Below are 24,228 nucleotides of genomic sequence, written 5' to 3'. Positions count from 1 at the left end.
AGTACTGTTGCAGCTACACACACCCTGCCCTGCATCAAGGTTGGCCGCCGTGTGCGTGCTAGAATGCCGGCCATCCTTTTCTTAGCGCAGGACCGCCGTTCATGAACAAGCTCGTCATCGCCAGCCGCGAAAGCAAACTCGCCATGTGGCAGGCCGAACACATCAAAGCCCGCCTTGAGGCGCTGTACCCGCAGCTCACGGTAGAGATTCTGGGCATGACCACCCAGGGCGACCAGATCCTGGACAAAACCCTGTCCAAGATCGGTGGCAAGGGCCTGTTTGTGAAAGAGCTGGAGCTGGCCCTGCAAGAAGGCCGCGCCGATATCGCCGTGCACTCCATCAAGGACGTGCCGATGAACCTGCCGGAAGGCTTTACTCTGGCCGCCATCTGCGAGCGCGAAGACCCGCGCGACGCGCTGGTTTCCAACCGTTACACCAGCCTGCACGAGCTGCCGCACGGCGCCGTGGTGGGCACCTCCAGCCTGCGCCGCGAATCGCAGCTGCGCGCCCGCTTCCCGCATCTGGTCATCAAGCCGCTGCGCGGTAATGTGCAAACCCGCCTGCGCAAGCTGGACGACGGCGAATTCGACGCCATCATCCTGGCCGCCGCCGGCCTGAAGCGCCTGGAGCTGAGCGAGCGCATCCGCCAGGAGCTGGCACCGTCGGAAAGCCTGCCCGCTGTGGGCCAGGGCGCGCTGGGTATCGAGATCCGCGCCGACCGCGACGACCTCGTCGCCCTGCTGGCGCCGCTGAACCATGCCGATACCCACGCCTGCGTCAGCGCCGAACGCGCCTTCTCGCGCGTGCTGGGCGGTAGCTGCCAGATCCCTATCGGCGGCTTTGCCACCATTACCGACGACCTCATCACCCTGGGCGGCTTCGTGGCGCACCCGGACGGCTCGGTGATGCTCACCGCCAGCGCCAGCGCCCCGCGTGACTACGCCGACGCCCTGGGCCGCGCCGTAGCCAAAAAACTGCTGGATCAGGACGCGGCACCGCTGATCGAGGCTGTTATCGCCGAACAGGCCGCCAAATAAGCCATGGCCGGTACGCTGCTGCTGGTGCGCCCCCCGGCTCAGGCTGCCCGCCTGCAGGCTGCGCTGGCCTCGCTGGGTGTGGCGGCGCAGCCTTTTAGCGTGCTGGACACGGTAGCGGACGACAGCGCGCTGGCCACGCTACCGGCGCTGGCACGCGTCAGCCACTGGCTGGTTTTTGTCAGCCCGTCAGCCATCGATATCGGCTGGCCGGTACTGGCAGGCACACTGCCCGCCACGGTACAGCTGGCCTGCGTTGGCCGCGCCAGCGCCGACAAGCTGATGCAGCAAAGCCAGCGCCCGGTGCTATACCCCGAAACCGGCAACGACAGCGACGCCCTGCTGGCCCACCCTGCCCTGCAGCAGCTGGCCGGCCAGCGTGTCCTGATTGTGCGTGGCCACGGCGGGCGCGCCCAGCTCGGGGAAACCCTTGCCGCACGCGGTGCGCTGGTGCGCCACGCCGACATCTACCAGCGCGAGGTCAGCCCGCCGGACTGGGCAGGGTTGGCCGCATTGCACACCGCGGGCCAGCTGGCCGGCCTGCTGGTGACCTCCAGCGAGATTGCCGATGCGCTGTTCGGCCAAGCGCAGGCGGCGCAGCGCGCCCTGCTGTGCACGCTGCCGTTTTACACCCTGCACCCGCGCATCGCCCTGCGTTTGCGCCAGTACGGTGTGGCCGATATATCACTTTGCGACGGCAGCGCCAGCGCCCTGGCCGCCATGCTGGCGCGTTAAGCGGCTGGCAGCCCCACCAAGGCGGCGTTACAATGCCCTGCAGTCATACGGCGCCCCGCGCCGGATCCAGCAACCCTGCCGCCTAGCGCGGCAACCTTGCGGTCACCACGAGATCCCATGAGCGAAGCCACCCCAGTAGAAACCGGCAGCGCGCTGCCAGCCAAGAAAACCGTCAACCTCGCGCTGATTGTTTCCCTGATTGCGCTGGGTGTTACCGGCTGGCAATACCTGGACAGCCGCCAGCAGCTGAACGAAGCCAAGCAAGCCCTGGCCAGCCGCCTGGCCGAGAGCGGCGGCAACACCAAAGCCATCCAGACCCAAACCGAGCAAGCCCTGGCCGCCACGCGCGCCGCCGAAGCCAAGCTGGTGCTGCTGGAAGCCCGCGTCAACGAATCGGCCGGCCAGTACGCCACCCTGGGCGCCATGTACCAGGAGCTAACCAAAAACCGCAGCGACTGGCTGCTGTCCGAGGTAGAACACACGCTGGGCATTGCCAGCCAGCAGCTGCAGCTGGCCGGTAACGTCAGCGGCGCCATTACCGCACTGGAAATGGTGGACAACCGCCTGGCCCGCTTCGACAACCCGGCGCTGATTCCGGTGAAAAAAGCCGTTTCCAAAGACCTGGAAACGCTCAAGGCGCTGCCCTACCTGGATAGCGTAGGCCTGACCGTGAAGCTGGATACCCTGATGCTGGGCGCGGAAACCCTGCCGCTGGTGATCGACCACCACCGCCTGGCTACCACCACCGCCCGCCCGGCACTGCCGCATGACGCACCATGGTGGGAACGCCTGCTGGCCGACGTCACGCAAAGCCTGGGCGAGATGGTACGCATACGCCGCATGGACAAACCCGAGGCACTGCTGCTGTCGCCAGAGCAAGCGTTCTTCCTGCGTGAGAACATCAAGCTGCGCCTGCTGGACGCCCGCCTGGCACTGACCCAGCGCGACGGCGCCACCTACCAGGCCGACCTGGCCGCTGCCGCCCAGTACGGTGCACGCTATTTCGACCGCGACGCCCCGGCCACACAGAAATGGCAGGCCACACTGGCCGAGCTGGCCGCCGCCCGCCTGAACGTGACCCTGCCCGATCTGTCTGCCAGCCTGAAAGCCGTGCGCGATGCGCAGGGCAATACCGTGGAGTAAGCCGTGAGATTTGTGTTCTGGATTGTCGGGCTGTTTGCCCTGGCGGTACTGATTGGCCTGGCCTCTACCCTGAATACCGGCTACGCCATCCTGTTTGTGCCGCCGTACCGCATGGAAGTGTCGTTCAACCTGCTGATCATCACCGTGGTGGTGCTGGTGCTGGTAGCGTACGCCGTGCTGCGCCTGCTGGGCCTGGCGGCCAACCTGCCGCAGGAAGTACGTGCTTTCCAGCGCCAGAAAAAACTGCGCGCCGCCCGCCACGCGCTGCGTGAAGCCTCGATTTCGCTGTTCGAGGGCCGCTACCAGCGTGCCGAGCGCGAAGCGCTGAAATCCATAGACGACGAGTACTCGGATGAAAACCGCGCCCTGGCGCTGATGATTGCCGCCCGCTCTGCCGCCAGTGTGGGCGACAACGCCAAGCGCGACGGTTACCTCAGCCGCCTGGAAAACATGCCCCAGCGCATCCAGCTGGCACGCCATATGGTGGAAGCGCAAATCCGCATGGACGCCAAACAGCCGCTGGAGGCGTTGGCCGCCATCGAACGTGCGCGTGCCATCAGCAGCAACCTGACCTCGGCCCTGCGCCTGGAACTGAAAATCCGCATGCTGCTGAAGCAGCCGGAACAAGTGCTGCAGATCACCGAAAAGCTGCTGAAAGCCGACGCGCTGGAAGCCGAGCAAGCCCGCCGCTACCGCCTGGCCGCCTATCGCCAACAACTGCTGGGGCTGGGTAGCGAACGCGAGGTACGCGACTGGCTCAAACGTATCCCGGGCGTAGAAAAGCAGAACCCGGACCTGGTGGTGGATATTTCCCGCCACCTGATCGCACTGGATACCTACCCGCTGGCCGCCGAGCTGATTGCCACCGCGCTGTCGGACGAAGAACAAGCCACACCGGAACTGGCACGCGAGCTGGGCATGCTGGCCGAGCACATCGACAGCCAGCGTCGCCTGACGCTGATGCGCGACGCGGAAAACTGGCTGAAATCGCGCCCGCGTGACCACATGCTGCTGCTGGCACTGGGCCGCCTGGCGCTGGCCGAGCAGCTATGGGGCAAGGCGCAAAGCTACCTGGAAGCCAGTGTTTCCATGCAGCCCACCCTGTGTGCCCACGCCGAGCTGTCCAAGCTGTTTGCCACGCTGGGCAAGGATGACAAAGCCGCCCAGCACCAGGCGCTTGCGCTGAAAATCGCCCTGCAACAAGGCTGCTAGCCATGAAAACCCTGCTTGTTGCCACCACACTGGCGCTGGCCGCTGCGGCCAACGTTTACGCCGCCAGCCCGGCGGGGCCGGCCACGCAGGCGGCAGCCAGCCAGAAGTTGGTGCTGATCGACGTGCGCACGGCAGAGGAGTTTGCCGACGGCCACCTGCAGGGCGCGCAGCTGCTACCACTAGACAGCATTGCGCAGACCATTGCCGCACGGGTACCGGCCAAAGACACGCCCATCCAGCTGTATTGCCGTAGCGGCCGCCGCTCGGCACTGGCGCTGGAAACGCTGAAAGCAATGGGCTACACCCGCCTGCAAAACCTGGGCGGGCTGGAAGACGCCAGCCGTAGCAGCCAGCGCCCCATCGTGCGTTAGGCCCCGCACCAGCCTATGAAAAAACCGCCATGAGGCGGTTTTTTATTGCAGACAAAAGGGATGCAGGTTCAAGTCTGCGGGCTGGCGAACCCCAATGCGGCCAACTCTGTGGCCGACAGCAGACGCCATTCGCCTTCGGGCAAATTCCCCAGCGCCAGGTTACCCAGCGCCAGGCGATGCAGCTGCTCTACGCGGTTGCCTGCGGCGGCCACCATGCGTTTTACCTGGTGGTATTTTCCCTGGGTAATGGCCATGTCCAGAAGATTCTCACCCACCTGCTCGGCGCTGTCTGCGGCCAAGGTTTCCTGCTCGTCATGCAGCAGCACCCCCTCGCGCAAGCGCTGCAGCAGCTCGGCGCTCACCGGGTGCTTGGTGGTGACACGATACAGTTTGGGGACGTCTTTCTTGGGCGAGGTCAGCGCATGCACAAACTGGCCATCGGTAGAAAATAGCAGCAGCCCGGTGGTATCCACGTCCAGGCGGCCGACTGCCGAGACACCCAGGTTCACCATCTGCTGGGGCAGCAGGCGGTACACACTGGGGTTGTGGATGGGTTTGTGCGAGGTTTCATAGCCTGCCGGCTTGTGCAGCAGCAGGTAAAACGGCTCGGGCAGCAGTGTCCACGGCTCGCCATCTACCTGTAGCGAGTGGATGTCGGCAGGGGCGACATCGCGGCGCCAGTCGTATTCGGCGTCCCCGTTCAGGTCGACCAGGCCGTATTCGATCAGCTTGCGGCATTCCTTGCGACTGCCAAAGCCTTGTTGTTGCAGTAAGCGATAGAGTTCCATGCCCGTATTCTATCACTGCCAGCCCGGCAGACTTTCCTTGAAATTCAACAACATGGCATACACCCCCCGTAACATTTATCCTGCAGAGCGTGTTACTATTCAGCCCGCCTATTAGTAAGCATTTCTTAAACAACTTAGCACTCGATGGAAATCGTTCATTCAGCCACGCTTCAGCTGTGCCTGCTGCTGATTTACCTGGTTTGTGGTGTCACCGTCTGGCTGCTGCGCGGCCAACGTAGCCGCAAAGGTATCTACGACCGCTGGGCAGGGGCACACCTTGCCGGGGCCGGGCTTTATCTGACGCTGCTGTACTCGCCTTATCTGCCGTCGTTATACACGGCGCTACTGGCCTGCGTACTGCTGCTGCTGAAGGGTAGCTGGTTGCTGGGCAGCTTTGCACGCCTGCTGCGTACCCCTATTCCACTACCGGGCCAGCGGCGTTTTGGCGCGGGCCTGTTGCTATTACTGTCCGGCATCCTGCTGGCCATGCCACCGCATGTTTATTACGTGCATCTGGCCATGGCGCTAGGCGTCGCCGCACTCTATCTGGGCAGCCTCGCCTGGCTGCTGTTACTGCAAGCCGAACGCCCTTTCCCCATCAAACTGGCCGGTGGCCTGTGCACGCTCGCCACCACGTACATGCTGCTGTACGCGCTGCACCTGGGTGCCAGCGACCCGGCTTTCATCGTGTACGAGATCGGCACCCTGCTGCTGCTACCGGTGCTGATCGCCACACCACTGCTGGCGCTGTGCTTCATGGCGATCGGCAAGGAACAGGAACTGGCGCTGCTGCGCACCCTAGCCACGCTGGACCCGCTCACCGGCATTTTCAACCGCCGCAGCTTCGAAGAGCTGGCGCGCAAGGCTTGCTCGCAGCACGCCCGCCAGCAGCGCCCGCTGGCGCTGCTGATGATTGACCTGGACCACTTCAAGCGCATTAACGATACCTACGGCCACAGCCGGGGCGATATGGCACTGAAAGCGCTGGCCGAGCTGATTCCCGAGCACGTGCGCACCGCCGACATTTTTGGCCGCTTTGGTGGCGAGGAGTTTTGCCTGCTGCTGCCGGACACCAATGTGCAGGGCGCACGCGAGGTGGCCAGCAAGCTGTGTCAGCAAATCAATACCATCTTGCTGGAGCCCGGCAAGATGAGCAGTGCGCTAAGCGCCAGCATTGGCGTGGCCAGCCTGGTACCGCAAAGCGTGGAAGACTGGCGCGAGCTGTTCGAGCTGGCCGATAGCCGGCTATACCGCGCCAAATCGGCCGGGCGTAACCAGCTGGTCTGGATAGGCTAGCCAGAAAAGCAAAAAGCCCGCAGGCATCGCCAGCGGGCTTTTTTTTGGCAGCCGGTACTACAGCACTTCGGCTGCTTTGGCTTTCAGAATCACGTACAGCTCGTCTTTGAGCTTCAGCTTTTCTTTCTTCAGGTTTTCGATATCTACCGCCGAGCCCGACTCGATGCGGTTTTCGATATTCTTGATTTGCTGGTCCAGCTCGTTGTGCTTGTCGAAAAGACGGGTGAAATGGGCGTCTTCGGTTTTCAGTTTGCTGATCAGATCACGAAATTCCGGGAACATGGCTTTCTCCTTGGTGGGGTAGGCGCCACACCTTGCGCTGTGGCTTTAACACCATGCTATGCCTGCACCGGCCGGGGTTTCTTGATCTAGGGCACATAAATTCTTCATACCGTGCATTGTTCACAGGCTGGGCAGGCTTGTCATTCTGCTGGATACTGGCCGCCTCATCTATGACATAAGGGCAAAGGCCATGGTGCGGGACGGTTTGTACGGTTTGCATTTCCAGAATAACGGCGAAGATTTCGGCTCCGGCGTGGTATCCCTGCGCCAAGGCATCATTAACGGCGGCGATACCGGCTTTGCCTACCAGGGGCAGTTGCTGGAAACCCGCGCGCAAAACGACTGCATCACTGTCAGCATGCAGATGCATGTACAGAAATGGAACCCGTCTATCCTGTCGCTGATCCCCGGCCTGAATAAGTACACGCTGGATGTCAGCGGCCAGTACGACCCGCTGCACGATACCCTGCAGCTCTCGGGGCAAACCGCGGCCATGCCCGGCATTACACTGAACATTGTTGCCGTGCGCATTGCCGACTTGCTGGCCTGAGGCATCACGGCATGAAAAAGCCCTGCCACAGGGTGGCAGGGCTGGCAGGAAGGTTGGCCGCAACAGGCTTACAGCGAACCGTAGGAGTGCAGGCCGGACAGGAACATGTTCACGCCGATAAAGGCAAAGGTAGTGACCAGCAGGCCGATCACCGCCCACCACGCCAGCGGCTCGCCGCGCCAGCCTTTTACCAGCCGCACGTGCAGCCAGGCGGCGTAGTTCAGCCACACGATCAGCGCCCAGGTTTCTTTCGGGTCCCAGCTCCAGTAGCCGCCCCAGGCATCCGCCGCCCACATTGCACCCAGGATGGTGGCAATGGTGAAGAACAGGAAGCCCACCGAGATGGCCTTGTACATCATTTCATCGATCACTTCGGCCTTGGGCAGCTTGTCGGTCAGGATGCCACGGCGCGACAGCAGCTGCGCCACACCCAGCATGGCCGACAGCGCAAAAGCACCGTAGCCGACAAAGTTGGCCGGTACGTGAATCTTCATCCACCACGACTGCAACGCCGGGATCAGCGGCTGGATGGTATGTGCCTGGCGGTCGAAGGTGTACCACAGGATGAAGCCCACCGCCGCCGTGATCACCAGCAACACGAAAGCTCCCAGCTGGCGCGCGGCAAACTTGGCCTCGTAGTACAGGTACATCAGCGCGGTGATCAGACAGAACAGGATGAACACTTCGTACAGGTTGGAAACCGGGATGCGGCCAACGTCGGGCGCAATCAGGTAGCTCTCGTACCAGCGGGTAAACAGGCCGGCCAGGGCAAATGCCGACGCCGCCCAGGTCAGGCCGCTACCGATGCGGTTCAGCAAGGCAGAGCGCGACAGCAAACCTGCCCAGTACACGGCGGTGGCCAGGAAGAACAGCGTGCACATCCACATGAACGACGACTGACTGGACAGCAGGAACTTCAGGCCGAAGCTCTCGCTAGCGCGCGCCAGGTTGTGGTCATACAGCTCGATGGCCAGCAGCGACATGACACCAGCCAGCGGGAAGAACCAGCGCCAGCTGCCCCAGAACCAGCCCAGTGCCACGATACCGGCGCCGCTACCCAGCAGGATCAGGTCTTCGTAGATATCCATCCGGCTGCCGTACAGGCTGAAGGTATAGCCGGTCACTACGGCGATGAACAGGGCAAACAGCCAGTCCCCCAGGTTCAAGCGCTTGTAGAACGGTTGTTGCATTAGCAGTTCCATCATGCGTCTCCTGCTCGTGGGCTCAAAGCACCCACAATTTTATCGAAATCTTCGTCGAGGTCGCGGTTGTGGCGGTTGGAGCTCATGGCCACGCGTACGCTACCGGCACGCAGTACCAGCCACAGCCGCACTTCGCGCACATAGAACATCAGGATGATGCCAATCACCAGCATCAACGAGCCCAGATACACCAGGTTCTTCCCCGGCGAGCGCGTCATCTGCAGGCCGGACGACTGTATCTGGTCAAAACCCTGCAGCTCCAGATAGAGCGGCGCGGCGTAGTCGTTAAAGGCGCTGACCGTCACCAGACCATCCAGCAAGAAGCGGTAGTGCTTTTCATCTTGCGGCCATGGTTTGAGGCCGGCTTTCTCCTGCGCCACGGCCATCACGTCGATCACGGCGCCTTGCAGGATCTTGATATAGGTCTGCGCAATCGCCTGGCGCTTGTCGGCCGGTACGCGGGCATCCAGGAATTTCTCCAGCGCCACAAAACCGCCCTCGCCAAAGCGCGCCAGAATCCACTTCACGCTATCGCCAAACTGCTTTTCCATGGCCGGGCTGATGGCCGCACCCTTCATGGCTTTGGCCGTGGTGCGGCGGGCAATTTCGTCGTACAGCGCCGGGTTTTTCAGCGCGGCCTGCAGGCGCATGAAGCTGTCGATTTTCAGTTCGTCATCCAGCGGAATACGCAGGTACTGGAAAGGCTGGGCCACTTCGCTGCGCACACCGGCAATCTGGTACAGCGCGCCTTCTTGCTCCATCGGCGCCATGTAATGGTGGAATTCACGCGCCTGGCCATGGCTGTCACGCAGCTTGTAGGTAATGGACGGGCCGACGTTTTTCAGGTTCTTGGTGTCTTGTTTGACTTCGCGCACGTCGTGCATGCGCTGTTGCAGGGTTTTGCCATCTGCCTCGCGCTTGCCCATGTTTTCGATGTTGAACACGCGCAGGTCACCGAACTCCAGCTGGTAATCCTGGCCATTCACGCGCAAAGGCTGGCTATTCAGCGACACACCTTTGATCTCGCTGGCAGGGCTTTGCGGCTGGGCGAGGTTCCATGCTTTGAGCTGCAGCGGCGAACCGCCGTCGCCAAAGCTGGCCTGGTAGATGGCCACACCGTCCACGATCAGCGGGTGGTTCACTTTTACCGTGGCAGGGGTTTCCTTGCCGCTGGCCTTGTCGGTCACCACGATATCGCTGGCAAACAGCTTGGGCATGCCGTTGCTGTAGTAGTCCACATGGAATTTTTTCAGCGTCACGATAAAGGGCAGCTCCTGTACCAGGTAGCCCTTGCCGCTGTTCATGAAGATCACGTCGGCGCTTTTGTTTTCCACCACGGTCACGCTGCCACGGAAGGACAGGTTATTGGCACCCAGGCGGCTCTGCTGCGGGATCTGCCCCTGCGGCAGCTCACGCGTTTCGGGCACGATGCTGCCGGTAAGCTCGCCGATTTTCAGCGGCAGGTTGCCATCCATCAGGCCGCCAATACAGATCACCACCATGGCGATATGGGCAAAAAAGTAACCCAGCTTGCTGCCACTGCCCTTTTTCGCGGCCAGTACGATACTGCCGTCGTCACGCTCGCTACGCTTGTAACGCATGCCCCGCTGCTGGATCAGCGCTACCGCCTGGGCCTCGTCCAGCGATACGGCCAACTCGCGGCTGTGCTTCATGGCCTTGAGCGAGCCTTCTGCCGCCTTCTCGCGGAACCCCTTCATATCGCGCAGGAAAGCAGGCCCATTGCGCACGATACACAGCGTGGTAGAGATCACCAGAAAGGCCAGGATGGTCAGAAACCAGGCCGAATGGTAAACGTCGTACAAACCCAGATACTCGAAGGCCTTGAACCAGAACTGGCCAAACTCGAAGGCGTAGTTGGGGTAGGCTTCGTTCTGCTTGAGGACGGTGCCGATAACCGATGCGATGGAGAGAATGGTCAGCAGACCAATGGCAAAACGCATGGAGCTCAGCAGCTCGTACAAGCGGTAGCCGGGTGAGGCAGGTTTTTTTTGGCTTTTCATTTTGGTTTCAAACGCGACAAAGGGGGCGCAAAGCCCCCTTTGGAACGTATCTGCGCGAAAAAGTTGCGCTTAACGGAGACCGGACATGTATTCGGATACGGCCTTCACTTCGGCATCGGTCAAACGCATCGCGATATCGTGCATCACGGCGTTCTTGCGATCGGTGCCTGCCTTGAAGTCGGCCAGCTGCTTGGCGATATACGCTGCGTGCTGGCTGCCTACTGCCGGGTACTGATCCGGGTAGCCTTTACCTGCCGGGCCGTGGCAAGCCATACAGGCCGGTACTTTGGTAGCCGGGTTGCCTGCAGTGTAGATCTTTTTGCCCAGCGGCATCTGGCTCTTGTCGGCCGCTTCACGCGGTTTTACTTTCTGGCTGCTGAAATACGCGGCCACGTTGGCCATATCAGCAGGGGTCAGCGGTGTGGCCATACCCATCATGATCGGGTTCTTGCGCTCGCCGGATTTGAAAGCCTTCAGCTGGCTTTCGATATATTTGGCGTGCTGGCCGGCCAGCGTCGGGTTGGCAGAAGCCACGCTGTTGCCGTCCGCACCGTGACAGGCAGCACATACCTGGTCAACGATGGCTTTGCCCTTGACCGGGTCGCCTTTGGCAGGCGCTGCCGGGGTGGAGGCCATAGCACTGGCTGCAAAGGTAGCAGCAGCGATAGCCAACAGCATGTTACGTTTCATGGTCGCTCCTAATGAGAGATAGCGTAAATATCTGTAAAGGTGGCAATTTCAAACCTGCTATTCTATATCAATTGACTTTGCCCTTACTACTATGTCGATCTTTCAGAATGCACGGTTTTTTACAACCGTAAACCACCTCAAGGATTTGCCACCTACGCGTTGCGAGGTGGCCTTTGTTGGCCGCTCAAACGCTGGCAAGTCCAGCGCTATCAATACCCTGTGCAATCGTACCCGCCTGGCCTATGTTTCCAAAACCCCGGGCCGCACGCAGCACATCAACTTTTTCGACCTGGGCCAGGAGCGTTTCCTGGTGGATCTGCCAGGCTACGGCTACGCCGAAGTGCCTGAGGCCATCCGCGTACACTGGGTAGCCTTGCTGGGCCAGTACTTGCAAACCCGCGACAGCATCGTGGGCCTGCTGCTGATCATGGACTCGCGCCACCCGCTCAAAGAGCTGGACTGGAAGATGATCGAGTTCTTTACCGTGACGCAGCGCCCAGTACACATTCTGTTGTCCAAAGCCGACAAATTGTCGCGCCAGGAACAACAGAAGGTTCTGTCCTCGGTCAAGAAACAGCTGGCTGACTACCCCAATATCACCCTGCAGCTGTTCTCCAGCTCGAAAAAAACCGGCACCGAAGAGGTAGCAGGCATTGTGGAAAGCTGGTTTGCCGCCTGCCCGATGCCGCAAGAGGAACAATTTGACGATATCGATGAAACTTTCCCCGACTAAGGCGTCAAAGCAAACAGGAGCCACGCTCCTTCCCGCTTCACCTCCCTGAGCGGGAGCCTGCCAAGGCATTGGCCCCGGTTTGCGAACCGGGGTTTTTTCTTGCCTGCGGCCAACATGGCAAGAATCGGGTCGCCCGGGGTGACGCAGCGCCCTACACTGCCAGCATGACCCTGGAGGCAGGCATGCACAGCGCACCCCGAGATGAAGACCGTATCACCCAGGCTATCCGCTACCTGATACAGCACGCCCACAGCCAGCCCACGCTGGCACAGCTGGCCGGCACGCTGAACCTGTCGGAATACCACCTGCAGCGGCTGTTCACACAGTGGGCCGGCATCAGCCCCAAACGTTTTTTACAACAGATTACGCTGGAAGCCGCCAAAACCGGCTTGCAGCAAGGTACGGCGCTGCTGCCTTTGGCCCACGAGCTGGGTTTGTCCGGCAGCAGCCGCCTGCACGACCTGTTTGTCACGCTGGAGGCCATGACCCCGGGCGAGTGGCGCGCCGGCGGTGCCAGCTTACCGCTGCACTGGAGCATAGAGCCCAGCCGCTTTGGCCCCCTGCTGGCGGCCAGTACGCCGCGCGGGCTGTGCATGCTGCACTTCCTGCCACAACCCGATATAGAGCAAGCACGCCAGAAACTCCAGCTACGTTGGCCGCAAGCCCGGCTGCAACACCAGCCTGGCAGCCACCAGGCGCTGGTAGCGCGGCTGTTTCAGCCGCCGGGCCAGCACGATAGCGCGCCACTGCGGCTGCATGTACACGGCAGCAATTTCCAGATCCAGGTGTGGCGGGCGCTGCTGACCATTCCTTACGGCAGCCTGTGCAGCTACGGCCAGCTGGCCCAAGCGCTAGGCAAGCCCGGTGCTGCGCGAGCCGTGGGCAGTGCGGTGGGCGCCAATCCGATCGCCTGGCTTATCCCCTGCCACCGTGTAATCCGCGCCAGCGGGGCATTGGGGGGCTACCGCTGGGGAGAAAACTGCAAACTGTCGCTATTGGGCTGGGAGGCAGCACAGCAAGCCGCAGAGACAGATGAAGGAAGTACCGCGCAAGCACGACACGGCATTGGCACAGACGCCATGGCCTGACAAGCCGCCGTCCAAGCCGGCAAAAATCGGACTCGCGCGCGCCCACGCTTAATCGGGAGAAGGGACTACCGGCAGCCAGATGTCCACCTCGAAGCCGCCACCCGGCGGGTGGGCAAACTGCAAACGCCCACGATGCTGCTGCACAATACGCTGCACAATAGCCAGCCCCAGCCCGCTACCGCCATCGGTACCACGGTGTGCGGCCAACCTTTCGAACGGTGCCAGGGCCGCCTGTTGCAATGCCGGCGCGATGCCCTCGCCGCCGTCCCTTACCCGCAGCACCAACTCGCCGGCGCCGGGCTGCAGGCTGACGGCAAATGGCGACCGGCCATAGCGGCGCGCATTTTCCAGCAAATTGGACAACAGACGTTGCAGGCTCAAGGCATCGCCCTGCAAGGTGGCATCCTCACGCTGCCAGTGCACGACCATGCCATCCCGGGCAAAGCGTGCCAGCACACTATCTATCAGCGCACCGAGCGCCACGTCCTGCATGGGGCGGACTTCTTCGCTGCGGGCAAAATCGATGAACTGGCTGACAATATGCGACAACTCGTCGATATCGGACAACATACCGGCACTATCTTCATCAGAGGGCAGCATCTCCACCGCCAGCTTCAGGCGGGTAAGCGGCGTGCGTAAATCATGCGACAGCCCGGCCAGCATCAGGCGCCGCTCGCTGGCGGCTTTGTCCAGCGCCTGCGCCATGCCGTTAAACCGCTCTATCAGCATGCGCACCTCGCGCGGGCCGCTGGCCACCACAGGGGGGGGCGTACGGCCGGCTTCCAGCTCGCGGGTAGCGGCTACCAGCTGCGACAGAGGGCGGGTGGTGCGCCACGCCAGCGCAAAAGCGGCCAAGAGCGATAGCAAGGCCACCAGGCCCGCGGCCTGCAAGGTTGGCCGCAAGGAAGGTGGCAAGAAACGCGTCAGCGGCATTACCAGCCAATAGTGTTTGTCCAGTACCGGCACGCGCAGCCATAGCTCTTGCCGCTCGCCGCGGCTGAATTGCACATGCACCGGCTCGCCCAGGGCTTCGGAAAGCTGGCTGGCCAGGTCACGCCCCATCGGCGGCACTCTGGAATGCACCTGCGTGGCGGCATCCAAGGGCAGCAAGCGTGGCAAACCGGCATGATTATTGGCCAGCAGGAATGGCCCGCGCTGCGCCTCGGGCAAGCGCGCCAGCGCCCCTTCGTAATCTGCCAGCGTATCCACCACCTGGGCGTACAGCTGGCCGGCCAGCAAACTGTTTTTTTGCTTGACCCCCAGCCACAGGGTAAAGACCTGGCTGGCCAATACCGCCATCACCACCAGGGCAGCCAGGCGGATGAACAGCGTGCCGCGCAGCACGGGCAGCTTCATGGCGCGTCCTTGTCGCGGCCATCAGGCACAAACACGTAGCCGTAACCCCACACCGTTTGCAGATAGCGCGGCGGGCCGTCTGCGTCCTCAATAGCTTTGCGCAGGCGGGAAATATGCACATCAATGCTGCGATCCTGCGACTCGCCCCCACCCTTGCCCATGGCCAGCGTCATTAGCTGCTCGCGGGTTAGCGGCCGGCGCGGATGGGTCGCCAGCGCCAGCAATACGGCGTATTCAGCCGTGGTCAGCGTCACCGGCTGGCCGTCACGCAGCAGCTCGCGGCGCGCAGGGTTCAGCGTGCAGGCGCCAAAATGCAGCGCTTCGGCCTCCTGATGGCTGGCAGTAACCGCCGGCGTCTGCTCGTAGCGACGCAATACGGCGTTGATGCGCGCCAGCAGCTCGCGCGGGTTGAAGGGTTTAGCCAGGTAATCGTCCGCGCCCATTTCCAGGCCAAGAATGCGGTCGATATCCTCGCCTCGCGCCGTCAGCATCACCACCGGTATCGGCTCGCCCTGCGCGCGCAAACGGCGCACCACCGCCAGGCCGTCTTCACCCGGCATCATCACGTCCAGCACCAGCAGATCCGGCCGGTTACGCGCCAGCTTGCGGTCCAGGTCGCGGGCGTCGGGCAAGCTTTCCACCGTATAGCCTTGCTGCGTCAGGTAGCGCTGCAATAGCTCGCGCAGGCGCGCGTCATCATCCACTACCAGTATTTTGCGGTTTTCCATAACACCCAGTCTCCGTGCGGGCAGGGCTACCTGCCTGTCAATGCTGCAAGCCTACCGCGTGGCTGGCACAGCGTCAGCCCCGGTGTGAACAGAGGTTAAGCCTGCGGCCAACCTTAACACCCGTTAACACTCCCCACCCTGCGGCACATACTCTGGCAAAACCCCGGCGCTAAAGTGACAGCATCAACCAAGGCCACACGGCATAAGGAGTTTGCAATGAAAACACGTTTCGCCCCTACCGCACTGGTTCTCTCCCTGCTGGCTGCGCTGTCGGCCTCTGCCCTGGCCTTCGGCCACGGTGACAAGATGCCGCGCGCTGACCACAAGGCATTCCACGAAGCGGTCATGTCCGGCGCGCTGACCGACGCCGAACTGGCCACGCTGAAAAAAGAGCGTGACACCACCATGGCAGCCATCAAGAAGCTGCGTGACGACGGCAATTTCAGCAGCGCCGACCGCGAGCAGGCCAAAAAGCTGCACCAGGCACTGCAAGACAAGACCAAGGCGCTGATCGACAATGCCGACCGCACCCAGAAGCGCGACAAACTGCCGCCAGAGCTGGCCCAGATGCACATGAAGGGCGGCATGCACGATGGCATGTACAAAGGCATGCGTGAGGGCAAACCCGGGCACGAGCAGCACAAGGGCGCGCATGGCATGCCGCACGAAGACATGAAACAGTTCCGCGACGCCGTGATTTCCGGCGCCCTCACCGATGCCGAGCTGGCCACGCTGAAACAGGAACGCAGCAAGCTGATGGACAGCGCACGCCAGAACAAACAGCGCCCGAACATGACCCAGCTGCAGGCACTGACCAAAACCCTGATCAGCAACCAGGACCGTGGCCCGGCACGCACCAGCTGGCCCGATGATCTGGCACCGTGGGCCGACGGGCGTGGCCACTAAACTCACGCTGCTTGATACCACCCAAGCCTGCCAGGCCCCATCTGGCAGGCTTTGTGCCGTGAGCAAAACCCACAATGCAACACCATGGCGCCCCGAAACAGCGCAGGATAGAATCAGATCATGAAGTCGCTGCTATCGATGTTGCTGTGCTGGCTAGTATTCAGCGCAGGCAACACCGCCCTCGCCAACCCGCCGCCCCCGGGTAACAACGCCCCCCCGCTAGAGCGGGCTGACGCTCTACGCCTGCGGGAGCTACGCCTGCGTGAAGCCGTGGTGCGCGGAGAAATCAGCGAAGAAGAAGCCCGTCGCCTGCGCCAGTTCTACCGCCGTCACGATGCGATACGCCTGCATCTGCCACCAGACCGGCTGGCCAGCATGCCGGCGGGGGAGGCACCACCCAAAGCCTGGCAGCGCTGGCGCAAAAAGCAGGATCGCCTTAACGCGCCACCGCCGGAGGGTGGCCCGGACAGCTAGCTTAACGCCCGCCATGGCAGGCCAAAGGGGAGACACATGAACAACATACGGCGTTGCCTGTTGATTATGGGACTGCTTGCCGGCCACACCAGCTGGGCGGGCACCCCGGCGCGCTGCACCGCGGATAGCACCGAAGCGGCTTGCCAGCACCAGCAAGCCGGCCTGGCCAGCTGCCAGGATCAAACTGCGGCCAACCTGCCCGCCTGTCTGCAGCAGTTCACCCCGCCCGCGCTGTGCCGGCGCGAGCGCGACCGCAGCGCCTGCGAACAGCTGGCGGCGGCACAACAAGCCTGTCATGGCACCAGCGGGGCAGCCCGCCGCCAGTGTGTAGCCAGCCAGCTCCCCCCGCCAGCCTGCCCACCGGGCAATGGCAATGCGCACTGCCAGGCGCGCCAGGCCGCCCTGCAACAATGCGGCGCACTGTTTGGCAGCCAGCGCCGGCAATGCCTGCACCTGGAAATGCGCAAACGCCAGGACGATGGCTCAGCCTTGCGCTAACCTTGCGCACAGGCGCATCGCTAGACGACGCAAGGCGGCCCCCACCACTAGGCCGGCTTGACGCCCAATGCCGCCAGCAAACCTTCCGCGTCGGGAGCCGACGCCAAAGCCAGGCGCACACGGTTAAAAGCGCCAGCCGCCTGATCCGGGTATTTGGCAAATGGCACCAGGCCATCGTGCGGCCAACCTGCGGCAGCCAGCACCTTCTTGCGGTAGCTCATGCCGGCAGGCCCGCCACCGCCCATTTCCAGCAAGGCCTGCTCGATCAGCACATGGGGAAACGGCGTGCGCCGCAGGGTCAGGAAATGCTGGGATACGACTTCTTCGTATTGCATGGCAACGCTCCGCTTAAGGTGGTTTTCTTATCTAAGCTTATTGCACTCACTTTTGCCACTTTCAACATGACATGCCGTTTCTATATTCGGATTTTCAAGCAAGCTGGATTATATTAAGAGCCACCAGCGCACAGCCTGCTTCCAATAACGACTACGACAAGAGAACCCTGGCGTGAACGTATTCAGCGACACCACCACCGTACTGATCATTGACGACTCGCTTACCGTGCGACAGTCGTTGCGAGCCATGCTCAGCAATGTGGGCGTGACCCGCTCGGAAACGGCAGCCAACGCAGCTGATGGCCTGATGCGCCTGCAAAAGCGCAGCTTCGACGTAGTGCTGTGCGACTACAACCTGGGCGAGGGCATGAATGGCCAGGAGATGCTGGAACAGCTGCGCAGCACCGGCAGCTACCCGCTTACCTCGGTATGGATCATGATTACCGGCGAGCGTAGCTACGAACGCGTGGTGGCCGCCGCCGAAGTCGCCCCGGACGATTACATTCTCAAGCCGTTTTCCAGCCAGGCGCTGTTTGACCGCATGCAGTCGGCCTTTACCCGCAAGCGCTTCCTGAAGCCGGCGCATTTGCACCTGATGAATGGCCGCGAAGACCTGGCCATCGCCACCATGGACGAGCTGGTAGGCAAGGCCACCACCCCGGTACAAAAACTGGATGTGCTTCGGCTGCTCGCCGAAACCCACCTGGCACTGGAACACTACAACGAAGCCAGCAAGTGCTATTCGGAGATTCTGGATCTGCGTGTCATCCCGTGGGCCAAGATGGGGCTGGCGCGCATCTTCAAGGCACAGGATAAAGTGGCTGAAAGCAGCGAGCTGCTGCAAGACATCATCAACGAAGCCCCGCACTACACCGACGCCTACGACACACTGGCGCACAATCTGGCTCGCTGTGGCCAGTTTGCCGAATCGCTTGAAGTACTGGAAAAAGCGGTGGCGCTATCGCCGCGCAACTTCCGCCGCCTATGCCTGACCGGGGAAAGTGCGCTGAACGCCGGCGACCCGGCCAAAGCGGCGCTATATCTGGAAAAGGCCGTACGCATCGGCCGCAATAACAGCGCCTTTGGCCCTGACGTACTGATCGACCTGCTACAAGCGCACAGCGAAGCGGGTAACGCCGAAAAGATGGACCAGGTCGCCAACGAGCTCAACGGCATGCTCAAGGGCGAGCACAATGTGTTTTTGCTGCACGTTTGCCGCGCCATGACCCTGCTGGGGCGCAAGTCGTGGATGGATGCACAGGAATCGCTCAAGCAAGCCGCTGCCTTGCTACTTCAAAGGCAGCTTAGCTGGCGTAGCGGGGTGCGTTTTCTGGAAGCGGTAGCGCGCCTGCCGGACGATATCGACGGCTATCAGGGTTACGACTGGGTAAAACAACTGTCCTTGCGCCTGGTACGCACCCACCAGGATGTGGAACAGCTGGCCGCCATGGCCAAAAAAAGTATCGTCCTGATCCGTGCCGTACACGATGCCTATGGTTTCTTGCAAAACACCAACGATGAGGCAGTCTCGCTAACCAAGGACAAGAAAAAAGACGCCGCCGCCAAGCTGCTGTACGACACCGCCAGCGCCACACTCAACGATCGCCTGGGCATGAACGCCTGTGCGCTGCTATTGCAACTAGCCGACGAAAACAGCATTGGCCTGGCTCAAGAGCTGCTGGGCTGGCTGCCAGCCGAACACGAACGCGTACATGGCCTGGTCGCCACCTTGCAAAAACTGCGTCACGCCGCCGCCCAGCAGGAAATCCTGCCCGACTAAGCCCACCACTACCCCTACCCGCACACCAGCAATTCAGCAATAACATTTAAAATCAAACAATTAAATATTGCGTGACAATAATTGGTGTCACACAATAAAAACACCTGCGGTGACTGACCTACCTGTGGACAACCTTATCCACAAGCACAGGCATTAGTACAGTTGCGCCCCACTCCTTTAATTACGTAATAATTTTATGTAATTCATTAATAAATTACGATTTATCACGCCAACTCCGACTTGCCCATAGCATCATCGCCAACTGCCCTGTCCAGAAAACACTGTTCATACCAGGCGCTCTACTGTCCGTTCCCAAATAACCGCAATATCGCCACAATGTTCTCCAAACCGATAAAAGGAGAACGCATGTCACGCCCCGAAATTCGCCTGGCTCAGCTGGCGGATCTACCCACCATCGTCGAGATCTACAACAGCACCATTGCCGGGCGCATGGTGACCGCCGACCTGGAACCCGTCAGCGTGGAAAGCCGCCTGCCGTGGTTCCATGCCCACCAGCCAGCACGCCGCCCGCTCTGGGTTGCCGAAATAGCCGGCCGGATTGTGGGTTGGGTCAGCCTGTCAGACTTCTATGGCCGCCCTGCCTACAACGGCACGGCCGAAGTCAGCATTTATCTGGACGAGTGCGCGCGTGGCCAAGGCCTGGGGAAGATACTGCTGCAGTATGTTATCGATACCGCACCGCAATACGGCGTGAAGACATTGCTGGGTTTCATTTTTGGCCATAACGAACCCAGCTTGCTGCTGTTCCGCCGCTTCGGCTTTGACCGCTGGGCACACTTGCCACAGGTCGCGCTGCTGGACGAAACCGAGCGCGATCTGGTCATCCTTGGTCGCCGGCTGTAAACCACAACACAAGCAAGGGGATAACAATGCTATTGGGCATGGAGCAGGCATTAGGCTTTCTGGCGGCAGCCGTTCTGGTGACCCTGTCACCCGGCCCGGACAACCTGATGGTATTGAGCCTCGGCATGGCGAAGGGGCGCCGCCACGGCATTGCCTTCGGGCTAGGCTGTGCCGCCGGCTGCCTGAGCCATACCCTGCTGGCAGCGTTAGGCATCAGCGCGCTGCTGGCCGCATCACCGCTGGCCTTTTCGGCACTCAAGATGGCAGGGGGGGGGTACCTGATCTGGCTGGGCTGGCAAGCATGGCACAGCCCGGGCAGCCTGATGGACAAGCACCATGGCCAAGACACGCGTGACAGTGCGGGCAAACTCTTTGCCAAGGGCTTGCTAGCCAACGCGATCAATCCCAAGGTAGTGCTGTTCTTTCTTGCCTTCCTGCCACAGTTCGTGATCAGCCAGCACGGGCAGATTGCCTGGCAAACCGCACAGCTAGGGCTGCTGTTTACCGCTCAGGCGGCGGTAGTATTTGGCTTGATGGGCTACTTTGCCGGCCACGCAGGGCAGTGGCTTAACACATCGCGCCGGCGCAGCATGCTGCTGGACCGTATCGCCGGCACCCTGTTTGCCTTGCTGGGCCTGAAACTGATACTGAGTCACTAAGTGGGGTGGCAATAAGAAAGACACCACATTTATAGAACGCCAGCCAGATACTTCCGCCATCGATACCTGCAAAAGCCTTCGCTTCATGCAAGAATGACAGCCTATTCCTGATTGACTTGCGGATCATGCCCCACGTCTCGCACCTCGCCTCGCCTAGCCGTTTCAAAGCCCTGACATACGGCGCACTGATCAGCCTGCTGTTGCTGCTCAGCGGCGTTGCCGAATTATGGTCTTCGTACCAAACGACTATCGCGCAAGGCCATGCCCAGGCACGCATGGAAAGCCTGCTATTTTCCGAATGGATGCGGCAAGACTTCCGCGAGGTCGAGCTACTGCAAAACATGGTGGCCGAGCAGCTGGAAGAAAACGACTTCCAGGCGGACCAGCCCGTGGCCGAGCGCACTGCACTGGAAAGCCGCCTGGTGCGTGCCATGCGCGGCGTACCACAGGCTTACGACATGATTCTGGTAGATCGCAACTGCCAGCTGGTACTGTCATTCAAGGTGTCTCCCGGTTTTGACGCGCGCGAGCGCAGCTATTGCAAAGCCATGCTGTCGCCCAGCAAGGAAGACCGCTTTGTCAGCGAGCGCTTCAAGGGTGCCAGCGGGGACCTGGTGGTGATGGCGACACAGAGAGTGCGCGGCGTCGATGGCCGCGTCATCGGCCTGCTGGGCACCGTTATCCGCACCAGTCACTTTCAGCAACTGATAGACCGCACGCTGGTAGGCGGCCACCACGACGTGATGGCCTTCGCCGACACCCGCATGCAGCTACTGGCGCGCCAACCGCTGCTATCCCCGATGCCTGTCGAACCGGTGAACGACCCGGAAGCGCGCAGCATGCTGCAGCGGGGCGATGTCGAAGCCAGCTATGAGTACACGTCCAACCTGGACAAACGCACCCGCCTGCACTCCATGCGCAAGGTAGAACGCCTTCCCTTGCTGGTAACGGTAGGTATCGATAAAGAAACCCTGCTGGCACCCTGGCGCAATAAAGCCTGGCTGATGCTGGGTGGCTGGCTGATCTGCACCCTGCTGCTGGCCTGGGGCGTGCGGCGCTACCAGCGCAACACCGAGCTCAACGACGCACTCGCAACCCGCAGTGTCGCCATCGACCACGCCGCCGAAGCCATCATCATTGCCAACGGTAAAGGGCAGGTTGAATACGTGAACCCGGCCTTTGTGGAAATGACCGGCTACCGTAGCGAGGAAATCTGCGGCCAACGCAAGCTGGAAGACGTGCTGCTGGCGGAACACCCGCAATTCAAGCCTGTTTTGCAAAGCACCATCCTGGGCGGCGAGATCTGGCGCGGCGAGCTGTCCAGCCACAATCGTGCCGGGCAGCTGTATTTTGAAACCATTTCGGTAGCGCCGGTCATGTCTGCAGAAGGGCGTTTGCTGCGCATGGTGGCCATCAAACACGACGTGAGCGACGCCAAGAAACTGCAGGCCGACCTGATCCGGCTGGCCAATACCGACGAGCTCACCAGCCTGTATAACCGCCGCCAGTTCATGCAGCGCTGCACAGAGGAAATCGCCCGCGGCCAACGCTGGGAGCGCCCGCTGTCGCTGGCCATGCTGGACCTGGACCACTTCAAACTGCTGAACGATCGCTACGGCCACGCCTTTGGCGACGAGGTTCTGCGCACCTTCGCCAGCTGCTGCCAGGCCAGCGTGCGCATAGAAGATGTCTGCGGCCGGCTGGGCGGCGAGGAGTTCGCCATCCTGCTACCGGATACCGACCGCTACACCGCCACCCAGATCATGGAGCGCGTACGCCAGGCCGTGGCGGCTCTGCAGCTGGACAACCCGCAAGGTGGCGAGCCGGTGTACTTTACCGTCAGCATCGGCATCAGCGAACTTTACCCCGGCGACGCTACCGCCACCCCGATGATGGCCCGCGCCGACGCCGCCCTGTATCTGGCCAAACAGGAAGGCCGCAACCAGGTGCGCGCCGGCTAACACGCCGCCCGATTTTTGCATTGGCCGGCCGCAGCCGGCTGATGCAAATCAAACCTGCGGCCAACCCGCCCGCTGTGCCCTGCCGATGCTTGGCATCTGTGCCTGTCTGCCCGCCGGCACCCTGCCTAAGCTGCGGCATCGCATTATTGCAAGGGCAGCACACCATGGCCACACCCATCCATTTTGTATCCAACAAGCTTTACCCCAAGCTCACCCGTGGCCGCTTCAGCCACTGGCGCACCGGTTTTGTCATCGTTACCCAGCTGCTGTTCTTGCTGACGCCCTGGGTCAACTGGCACGGCCAGCAGGCCGTACGCTTCGACTTCGACTCGATGCGCCTCTACCTGTTCGGCCTGACCTTGCTGCCACAAGACTTCATCTACCTGGCAGCCATGCTCATCATCAGCGCGCTGGGGCTGTTTCTGTGGACCATGATTGCCGGGCGGCTGTGGTGCGGTTTTTCCTGTCCGCAAACCGTGTACACCGAAATCATGCTGTGGATAGAGCGCCTGTTTGAAGGGCCGCCCAATGCACGGCGCAAACGCGATGCCGCACAGTGGGGGCCCGACAAGCTGCTGCGCAAAGGCGCCAGCCAGGCCAGCATGCTGCTGTTTTCGCTGTGGACCGGCCTGACCCTGGTGGGCTACTTCAGCCCGATGCGCCAGCTGGTAGCCGGGCTGCCGGCCGGGCAAACCGGCTTTTGGGAAGCCTTTTTCGCCCTGAGCTACGCCGGGTTTACCTGGCTGCTGGCTGGCCACCTGCGCGAGCAGGTGTGCAAGCACATGTGCCCTTATGCCCGTTTTCAGGGCGTGATGTTCGACCGTGACACCCTGATCGTGGCCTACGACGAACAGCGTGGCGAGCCGCGTGGTGCACGCCGCAAAGACGGCAGCCAGGCGCAAGGCAGCTGCGTGGATTGCGGCTTGTGCGTGCAGGTATGCCCGGCCGGCATTGATATCCGCCAGGGCCTGCAATACGAGTGCATTGGCTGCGGGGTGTGCATCGACGCCTGCGACGAAGTCATGGACAAGTTGGCCGCACCACGTGGCCTGATTCGCCTGTCCACGCAAAATGCCATGGAACAGGGCGCCGCGCCGCCATCATTCTGGCAGCGCCCTCGGGCGGTGGTGTACGCCAGCCTGATTGGCACCACCGTCTTGCTGATGGCCGCCGGCCTGTGGCAACGCGAACCGTTCCGGGTAGAAGTCCTGCGCGACCGCGCCGTGATGGCGCGCGAAACAGCAGACGGCTATATCGAAAACGCCTACACCGTGCGCATCTTCAACACCCGGCCAGACGCCCGCACCTATACGCTGACGGCAGCCGGTGACGGGGTGGTGGGGCAGCGCCTGCCCAAGCTGTTGCAGGTGCCAGGCGATGGCGAGCTGAGCTTTACCATTAATGTGATGGCAGACCCGGCCGTGCTGGCCAAGGGCAGCCACCCTATCAGCATTGCCCTGCAAGACCGCCACACGCCCGAGGATAAAGTCACCGAAACCTCGCGCATCCTGATGCCCTGAGC

25 protein-coding genes are annotated in these 24,228 nt (G+C 61.7%); 17 read left to right on the top strand and 8 right to left on the bottom strand.

Features of this window, described 5'->3' with window-relative positions:
- Positions 1 to 101 precede the first annotated feature (101 nt).
- The 5 genes from hemC (at position 102) to LCH97_RS13615 (ending at position 4,495) form a co-directional block, all read left to right on the top strand.
- Positions 102 to 1,037 carry a hydroxymethylbilane synthase gene (gene hemC, locus LCH97_RS13635; protein WP_227302166.1) on the top strand — a complete coding sequence of 312 codons (936 nt, stop codon included), beginning with the start codon at positions 102 to 104 and terminating at the stop codon, positions 1,035 to 1,037.
- Positions 1,038 to 1,040: 3 nt separating this feature from the next.
- The gene (locus tag LCH97_RS13630) at positions 1,041 to 1,769 is read left to right on the top strand and encodes a uroporphyrinogen-III synthase (protein WP_227302165.1); all 729 of its coding nucleotides are present in this window, start codon (positions 1,041 to 1,043) and stop codon (positions 1,767 to 1,769) included.
- A gap of 117 nt (positions 1,770 to 1,886) precedes the next feature.
- Entirely contained in the window at positions 1,887 to 2,912 is a 1,026-nt protein-coding gene (locus LCH97_RS13625; protein WP_227302164.1) for a uroporphyrinogen-III C-methyltransferase, read from the top strand.
- Positions 2,913 to 2,915: 3 nt separating this feature from the next.
- The gene (locus LCH97_RS13620; protein ID WP_227302163.1) at positions 2,916 to 4,124 is read left to right on the top strand and encodes a heme biosynthesis HemY N-terminal domain-containing protein; all 1,209 of its coding nucleotides are present in this window, start codon (positions 2,916 to 2,918) and stop codon (positions 4,122 to 4,124) included.
- Between the two features lie 2 nt (positions 4,125 to 4,126).
- Positions 4,127 to 4,495, top strand: a complete 369-nt coding sequence (locus tag LCH97_RS13615; RefSeq protein WP_227302162.1) for a rhodanese-like domain-containing protein — start codon at positions 4,127 to 4,129, stop codon at positions 4,493 to 4,495.
- A 68-nt stretch (positions 4,496 to 4,563) separates the two neighbouring features.
- Here the strand turns inward: LCH97_RS13615 and LCH97_RS13610 are convergent, their stop codons facing one another.
- Positions 4,564 to 5,283, bottom strand: coding sequence for a pseudouridine synthase (locus tag LCH97_RS13610; protein WP_227302161.1), 720 nt, complete (start codon positions 5,281 to 5,283; stop codon positions 4,564 to 4,566).
- Positions 5,284 to 5,427: 144 nt separating this feature from the next.
- Here LCH97_RS13610 and LCH97_RS13605 point away from each other — a divergent pair, with 144 nt between their 5' ends.
- Complete coding sequence (locus LCH97_RS13605) at positions 5,428 to 6,579, top strand: GGDEF domain-containing protein (protein WP_227302160.1); 1,152 nt, start codon at positions 5,428 to 5,430, stop codon at positions 6,577 to 6,579.
- Between the two features lie 57 nt (positions 6,580 to 6,636).
- Here LCH97_RS13605 and LCH97_RS13600 read toward each other — a convergent pair whose 3' ends face one another.
- Positions 6,637 to 6,861: a YdcH family protein gene (locus tag LCH97_RS13600; protein WP_227302159.1), complete on the bottom strand. Its 225-nt coding sequence runs from the start codon at positions 6,859 to 6,861 to the stop codon at positions 6,637 to 6,639.
- A 190-nt stretch (positions 6,862 to 7,051) separates the two neighbouring features.
- Between LCH97_RS13600 and LCH97_RS13595 the strand changes: the two genes are divergently transcribed.
- On the top strand, positions 7,052 to 7,411 hold the full coding sequence (locus LCH97_RS13595; RefSeq protein WP_227302158.1) for a GrlR family regulatory protein: 360 nt from the start codon (positions 7,052 to 7,054) through the stop codon (positions 7,409 to 7,411).
- Between the two features lie 68 nt (positions 7,412 to 7,479).
- On the opposite strand, the gene ccsB is transcribed toward LCH97_RS13595, so the two are convergent.
- From ccsB to LCH97_RS13580, 3 genes are all read right to left on the bottom strand, one after another.
- A complete protein-coding gene (gene ccsB / locus LCH97_RS13590) occupies positions 7,480 to 8,613 on the bottom strand; it encodes a c-type cytochrome biogenesis protein CcsB (protein WP_227305366.1) in 1,134 nt (377 codons plus the stop codon).
- Positions 8,613 to 10,634 (bottom strand): cytochrome c biogenesis protein ResB, encoded by a 2,022-nt coding sequence (locus tag LCH97_RS13585; RefSeq protein ID WP_227302157.1) that lies wholly within the window; start codon positions 10,632 to 10,634, stop codon positions 8,613 to 8,615. Before LCH97_RS13585 ends, ccsB begins: the two co-directional genes overlap by 1 nt.
- 69 nt (positions 10,635 to 10,703) lie before the next feature.
- On the bottom strand, positions 10,704 to 11,324 hold the full coding sequence (locus LCH97_RS13580; RefSeq protein WP_227302156.1) for a cytochrome c: 621 nt from the start codon (positions 11,322 to 11,324) through the stop codon (positions 10,704 to 10,706).
- 91 nt (positions 11,325 to 11,415) lie between these two features.
- Here LCH97_RS13580 and yihA point away from each other — a divergent pair, with 91 nt between their 5' ends.
- Both yihA and LCH97_RS13570 read left to right on the top strand, forming a co-directional pair.
- Positions 11,416 to 12,057 carry a ribosome biogenesis GTP-binding protein YihA/YsxC gene (yihA, locus tag LCH97_RS13575; protein WP_147686280.1) on the top strand — a complete coding sequence of 214 codons (642 nt, stop codon included), beginning with the start codon at positions 11,416 to 11,418 and terminating at the stop codon, positions 12,055 to 12,057.
- Between the two features lie 182 nt (positions 12,058 to 12,239).
- Entirely contained in the window at positions 12,240 to 13,145 is a 906-nt protein-coding gene (locus LCH97_RS13570; protein WP_227302155.1) for a methylated-DNA--[protein]-cysteine S-methyltransferase, read from the top strand.
- Positions 13,146 to 13,193: 48 nt separating this feature from the next.
- On the opposite strand, the gene LCH97_RS13565 is transcribed toward LCH97_RS13570, so the two are convergent.
- Both LCH97_RS13565 and ompR read right to left on the bottom strand, forming a co-directional pair.
- The gene (locus LCH97_RS13565; RefSeq protein WP_227302154.1) at positions 13,194 to 14,501 is read right to left on the bottom strand and encodes an ATP-binding protein; all 1,308 of its coding nucleotides are present in this window, start codon (positions 14,499 to 14,501) and stop codon (positions 13,194 to 13,196) included.
- Complete coding sequence (ompR, locus tag LCH97_RS13560; RefSeq protein WP_227302153.1) at positions 14,498 to 15,229, bottom strand: two-component system response regulator OmpR; 732 nt, start codon at positions 15,227 to 15,229, stop codon at positions 14,498 to 14,500. The genes LCH97_RS13565 and ompR overlap by 4 nt, the downstream gene beginning before the upstream one ends.
- A gap of 216 nt (positions 15,230 to 15,445) precedes the next feature.
- Here ompR and LCH97_RS13555 point away from each other — a divergent pair, with 216 nt between their 5' ends.
- The 3 genes from LCH97_RS13555 (at position 15,446) to LCH97_RS13545 (ending at position 17,107) form a co-directional block, all read left to right on the top strand.
- The gene (locus tag LCH97_RS13555) at positions 15,446 to 16,135 is read left to right on the top strand and encodes a hypothetical protein (protein WP_227302152.1); all 690 of its coding nucleotides are present in this window, start codon (positions 15,446 to 15,448) and stop codon (positions 16,133 to 16,135) included.
- A gap of 120 nt (positions 16,136 to 16,255) precedes the next feature.
- On the top strand, positions 16,256 to 16,609 hold the full coding sequence (locus LCH97_RS13550; RefSeq protein ID WP_227302151.1) for a hypothetical protein: 354 nt from the start codon (positions 16,256 to 16,258) through the stop codon (positions 16,607 to 16,609).
- Positions 16,610 to 16,645: 36 nt separating this feature from the next.
- A complete protein-coding gene (locus LCH97_RS13545; protein WP_227302150.1) occupies positions 16,646 to 17,107 on the top strand; it encodes a hypothetical protein in 462 nt (153 codons plus the stop codon).
- Between the two features lie 47 nt (positions 17,108 to 17,154).
- Here LCH97_RS13545 and LCH97_RS13540 read toward each other — a convergent pair whose 3' ends face one another.
- Complete coding sequence (locus tag LCH97_RS13540) at positions 17,155 to 17,442, bottom strand: hypothetical protein (protein ID WP_017507834.1); 288 nt, start codon at positions 17,440 to 17,442, stop codon at positions 17,155 to 17,157.
- Positions 17,443 to 17,614: 172 nt separating this feature from the next.
- Between LCH97_RS13540 and LCH97_RS13535 the strand changes: the two genes are divergently transcribed.
- The 5 genes from LCH97_RS13535 (at position 17,615) to ccoG (ending at position 24,226) form a co-directional block, all read left to right on the top strand.
- Positions 17,615 to 19,222, top strand: coding sequence for a response regulator (locus LCH97_RS13535; protein ID WP_227302149.1), 1,608 nt, complete (start codon positions 17,615 to 17,617; stop codon positions 19,220 to 19,222).
- A 366-nt stretch (positions 19,223 to 19,588) separates the two neighbouring features.
- Positions 19,589 to 20,086, top strand: a complete 498-nt coding sequence (locus LCH97_RS13530) for a GNAT family N-acetyltransferase (RefSeq protein ID WP_227302148.1) — start codon at positions 19,589 to 19,591, stop codon at positions 20,084 to 20,086.
- A 38-nt stretch (positions 20,087 to 20,124) separates the two neighbouring features.
- Positions 20,125 to 20,745, top strand: a complete 621-nt coding sequence (locus LCH97_RS13525; RefSeq protein ID WP_227302147.1) for a LysE family translocator — start codon at positions 20,125 to 20,127, stop codon at positions 20,743 to 20,745.
- 125 nt (positions 20,746 to 20,870) lie between these two features.
- Complete coding sequence (locus tag LCH97_RS13520; protein WP_227302146.1) at positions 20,871 to 22,706, top strand: diguanylate cyclase; 1,836 nt, start codon at positions 20,871 to 20,873, stop codon at positions 22,704 to 22,706.
- A gap of 164 nt (positions 22,707 to 22,870) precedes the next feature.
- The gene (gene ccoG / locus LCH97_RS13515; RefSeq protein WP_227302145.1) at positions 22,871 to 24,226 is read left to right on the top strand and encodes a cytochrome c oxidase accessory protein CcoG; all 1,356 of its coding nucleotides are present in this window, start codon (positions 22,871 to 22,873) and stop codon (positions 24,224 to 24,226) included.
- The last annotated feature ends 2 nt before the right edge of the window (positions 24,227 to 24,228 follow it).

This window comes from Vogesella sp. XCS3, assembly GCF_020616155.1.
Classification (GTDB): Bacteria; Pseudomonadota; Gammaproteobacteria; order Burkholderiales; family Chromobacteriaceae; genus Vogesella.
Note: the sequence above shows the minus strand (reverse complement) of the source record. Positions and strands in the feature narration are given on the sequence as shown.

What these genes read in the sequence shown, in the direction of transcription:
- hemC (WP_227302166.1), top strand. Translation starts at nt 102, where the DNA reads ATGAACAAGCTCGTCATCGCCAGCCGCGAAAGCAAACTCGCCATGTGG.
- LCH97_RS13630 (WP_227302165.1), top strand. Translation starts at nt 1,041, where the DNA reads ATGGCCGGTACGCTGCTGCTGGTGCGCCCCCCGGCTCAGGCTGCCCGC.
- LCH97_RS13625 (WP_227302164.1), top strand. Translation starts at nt 1,887, where the DNA reads ATGAGCGAAGCCACCCCAGTAGAAACCGGCAGCGCGCTGCCAGCCAAG.
- LCH97_RS13615 (WP_227302162.1), top strand. Translation starts at nt 4,127, where the DNA reads ATGAAAACCCTGCTTGTTGCCACCACACTGGCGCTGGCCGCTGCGGCC.
- LCH97_RS13610 (WP_227302161.1), bottom strand. Translation starts at nt 5,283, where the DNA reads ATGGAACTCTATCGCTTACTGCAACAACAAGGCTTTGGCAGTCGCAAG.
- LCH97_RS13605 (WP_227302160.1), top strand. Translation starts at nt 5,428, where the DNA reads ATGGAAATCGTTCATTCAGCCACGCTTCAGCTGTGCCTGCTGCTGATT.
- LCH97_RS13600 (WP_227302159.1), bottom strand. Translation starts at nt 6,861, where the DNA reads ATGTTCCCGGAATTTCGTGATCTGATCAGCAAACTGAAAACCGAAGAC.
- LCH97_RS13595 (WP_227302158.1), top strand. Translation starts at nt 7,052, where the DNA reads ATGGTGCGGGACGGTTTGTACGGTTTGCATTTCCAGAATAACGGCGAA.
- ccsB (WP_227305366.1), bottom strand. Translation starts at nt 8,613, where the DNA reads ATGGAACTGCTAATGCAACAACCGTTCTACAAGCGCTTGAACCTGGGG.
- LCH97_RS13585 (WP_227302157.1), bottom strand. Translation starts at nt 10,634, where the DNA reads ATGAAAAGCCAAAAAAAACCTGCCTCACCCGGCTACCGCTTGTACGAG.
- LCH97_RS13580 (WP_227302156.1), bottom strand. Translation starts at nt 11,324, where the DNA reads ATGAAACGTAACATGCTGTTGGCTATCGCTGCTGCTACCTTTGCAGCC.
- yihA (WP_147686280.1), top strand. Translation starts at nt 11,416, where the DNA reads ATGTCGATCTTTCAGAATGCACGGTTTTTTACAACCGTAAACCACCTC.
- LCH97_RS13570 (WP_227302155.1), top strand. Translation starts at nt 12,240, where the DNA reads ATGCACAGCGCACCCCGAGATGAAGACCGTATCACCCAGGCTATCCGC.
- LCH97_RS13565 (WP_227302154.1), bottom strand. Translation starts at nt 14,501, where the DNA reads ATGAAGCTGCCCGTGCTGCGCGGCACGCTGTTCATCCGCCTGGCTGCC.
- ompR (WP_227302153.1), bottom strand. Translation starts at nt 15,229, where the DNA reads ATGGAAAACCGCAAAATACTGGTAGTGGATGATGACGCGCGCCTGCGC.
- LCH97_RS13555 (WP_227302152.1), top strand. Translation starts at nt 15,446, where the DNA reads ATGAAAACACGTTTCGCCCCTACCGCACTGGTTCTCTCCCTGCTGGCT.
- LCH97_RS13550 (WP_227302151.1), top strand. Translation starts at nt 16,256, where the DNA reads ATGAAGTCGCTGCTATCGATGTTGCTGTGCTGGCTAGTATTCAGCGCA.
- LCH97_RS13545 (WP_227302150.1), top strand. Translation starts at nt 16,646, where the DNA reads ATGAACAACATACGGCGTTGCCTGTTGATTATGGGACTGCTTGCCGGC.
- LCH97_RS13540 (WP_017507834.1), bottom strand. Translation starts at nt 17,442, where the DNA reads ATGCAATACGAAGAAGTCGTATCCCAGCATTTCCTGACCCTGCGGCGC.
- LCH97_RS13530 (WP_227302148.1), top strand. Translation starts at nt 19,589, where the DNA reads ATGTCACGCCCCGAAATTCGCCTGGCTCAGCTGGCGGATCTACCCACC.
- LCH97_RS13525 (WP_227302147.1), top strand. Translation starts at nt 20,125, where the DNA reads ATGGAGCAGGCATTAGGCTTTCTGGCGGCAGCCGTTCTGGTGACCCTG.
- LCH97_RS13520 (WP_227302146.1), top strand. Translation starts at nt 20,871, where the DNA reads ATGCCCCACGTCTCGCACCTCGCCTCGCCTAGCCGTTTCAAAGCCCTG.
- ccoG (WP_227302145.1), top strand. Translation starts at nt 22,871, where the DNA reads ATGGCCACACCCATCCATTTTGTATCCAACAAGCTTTACCCCAAGCTC.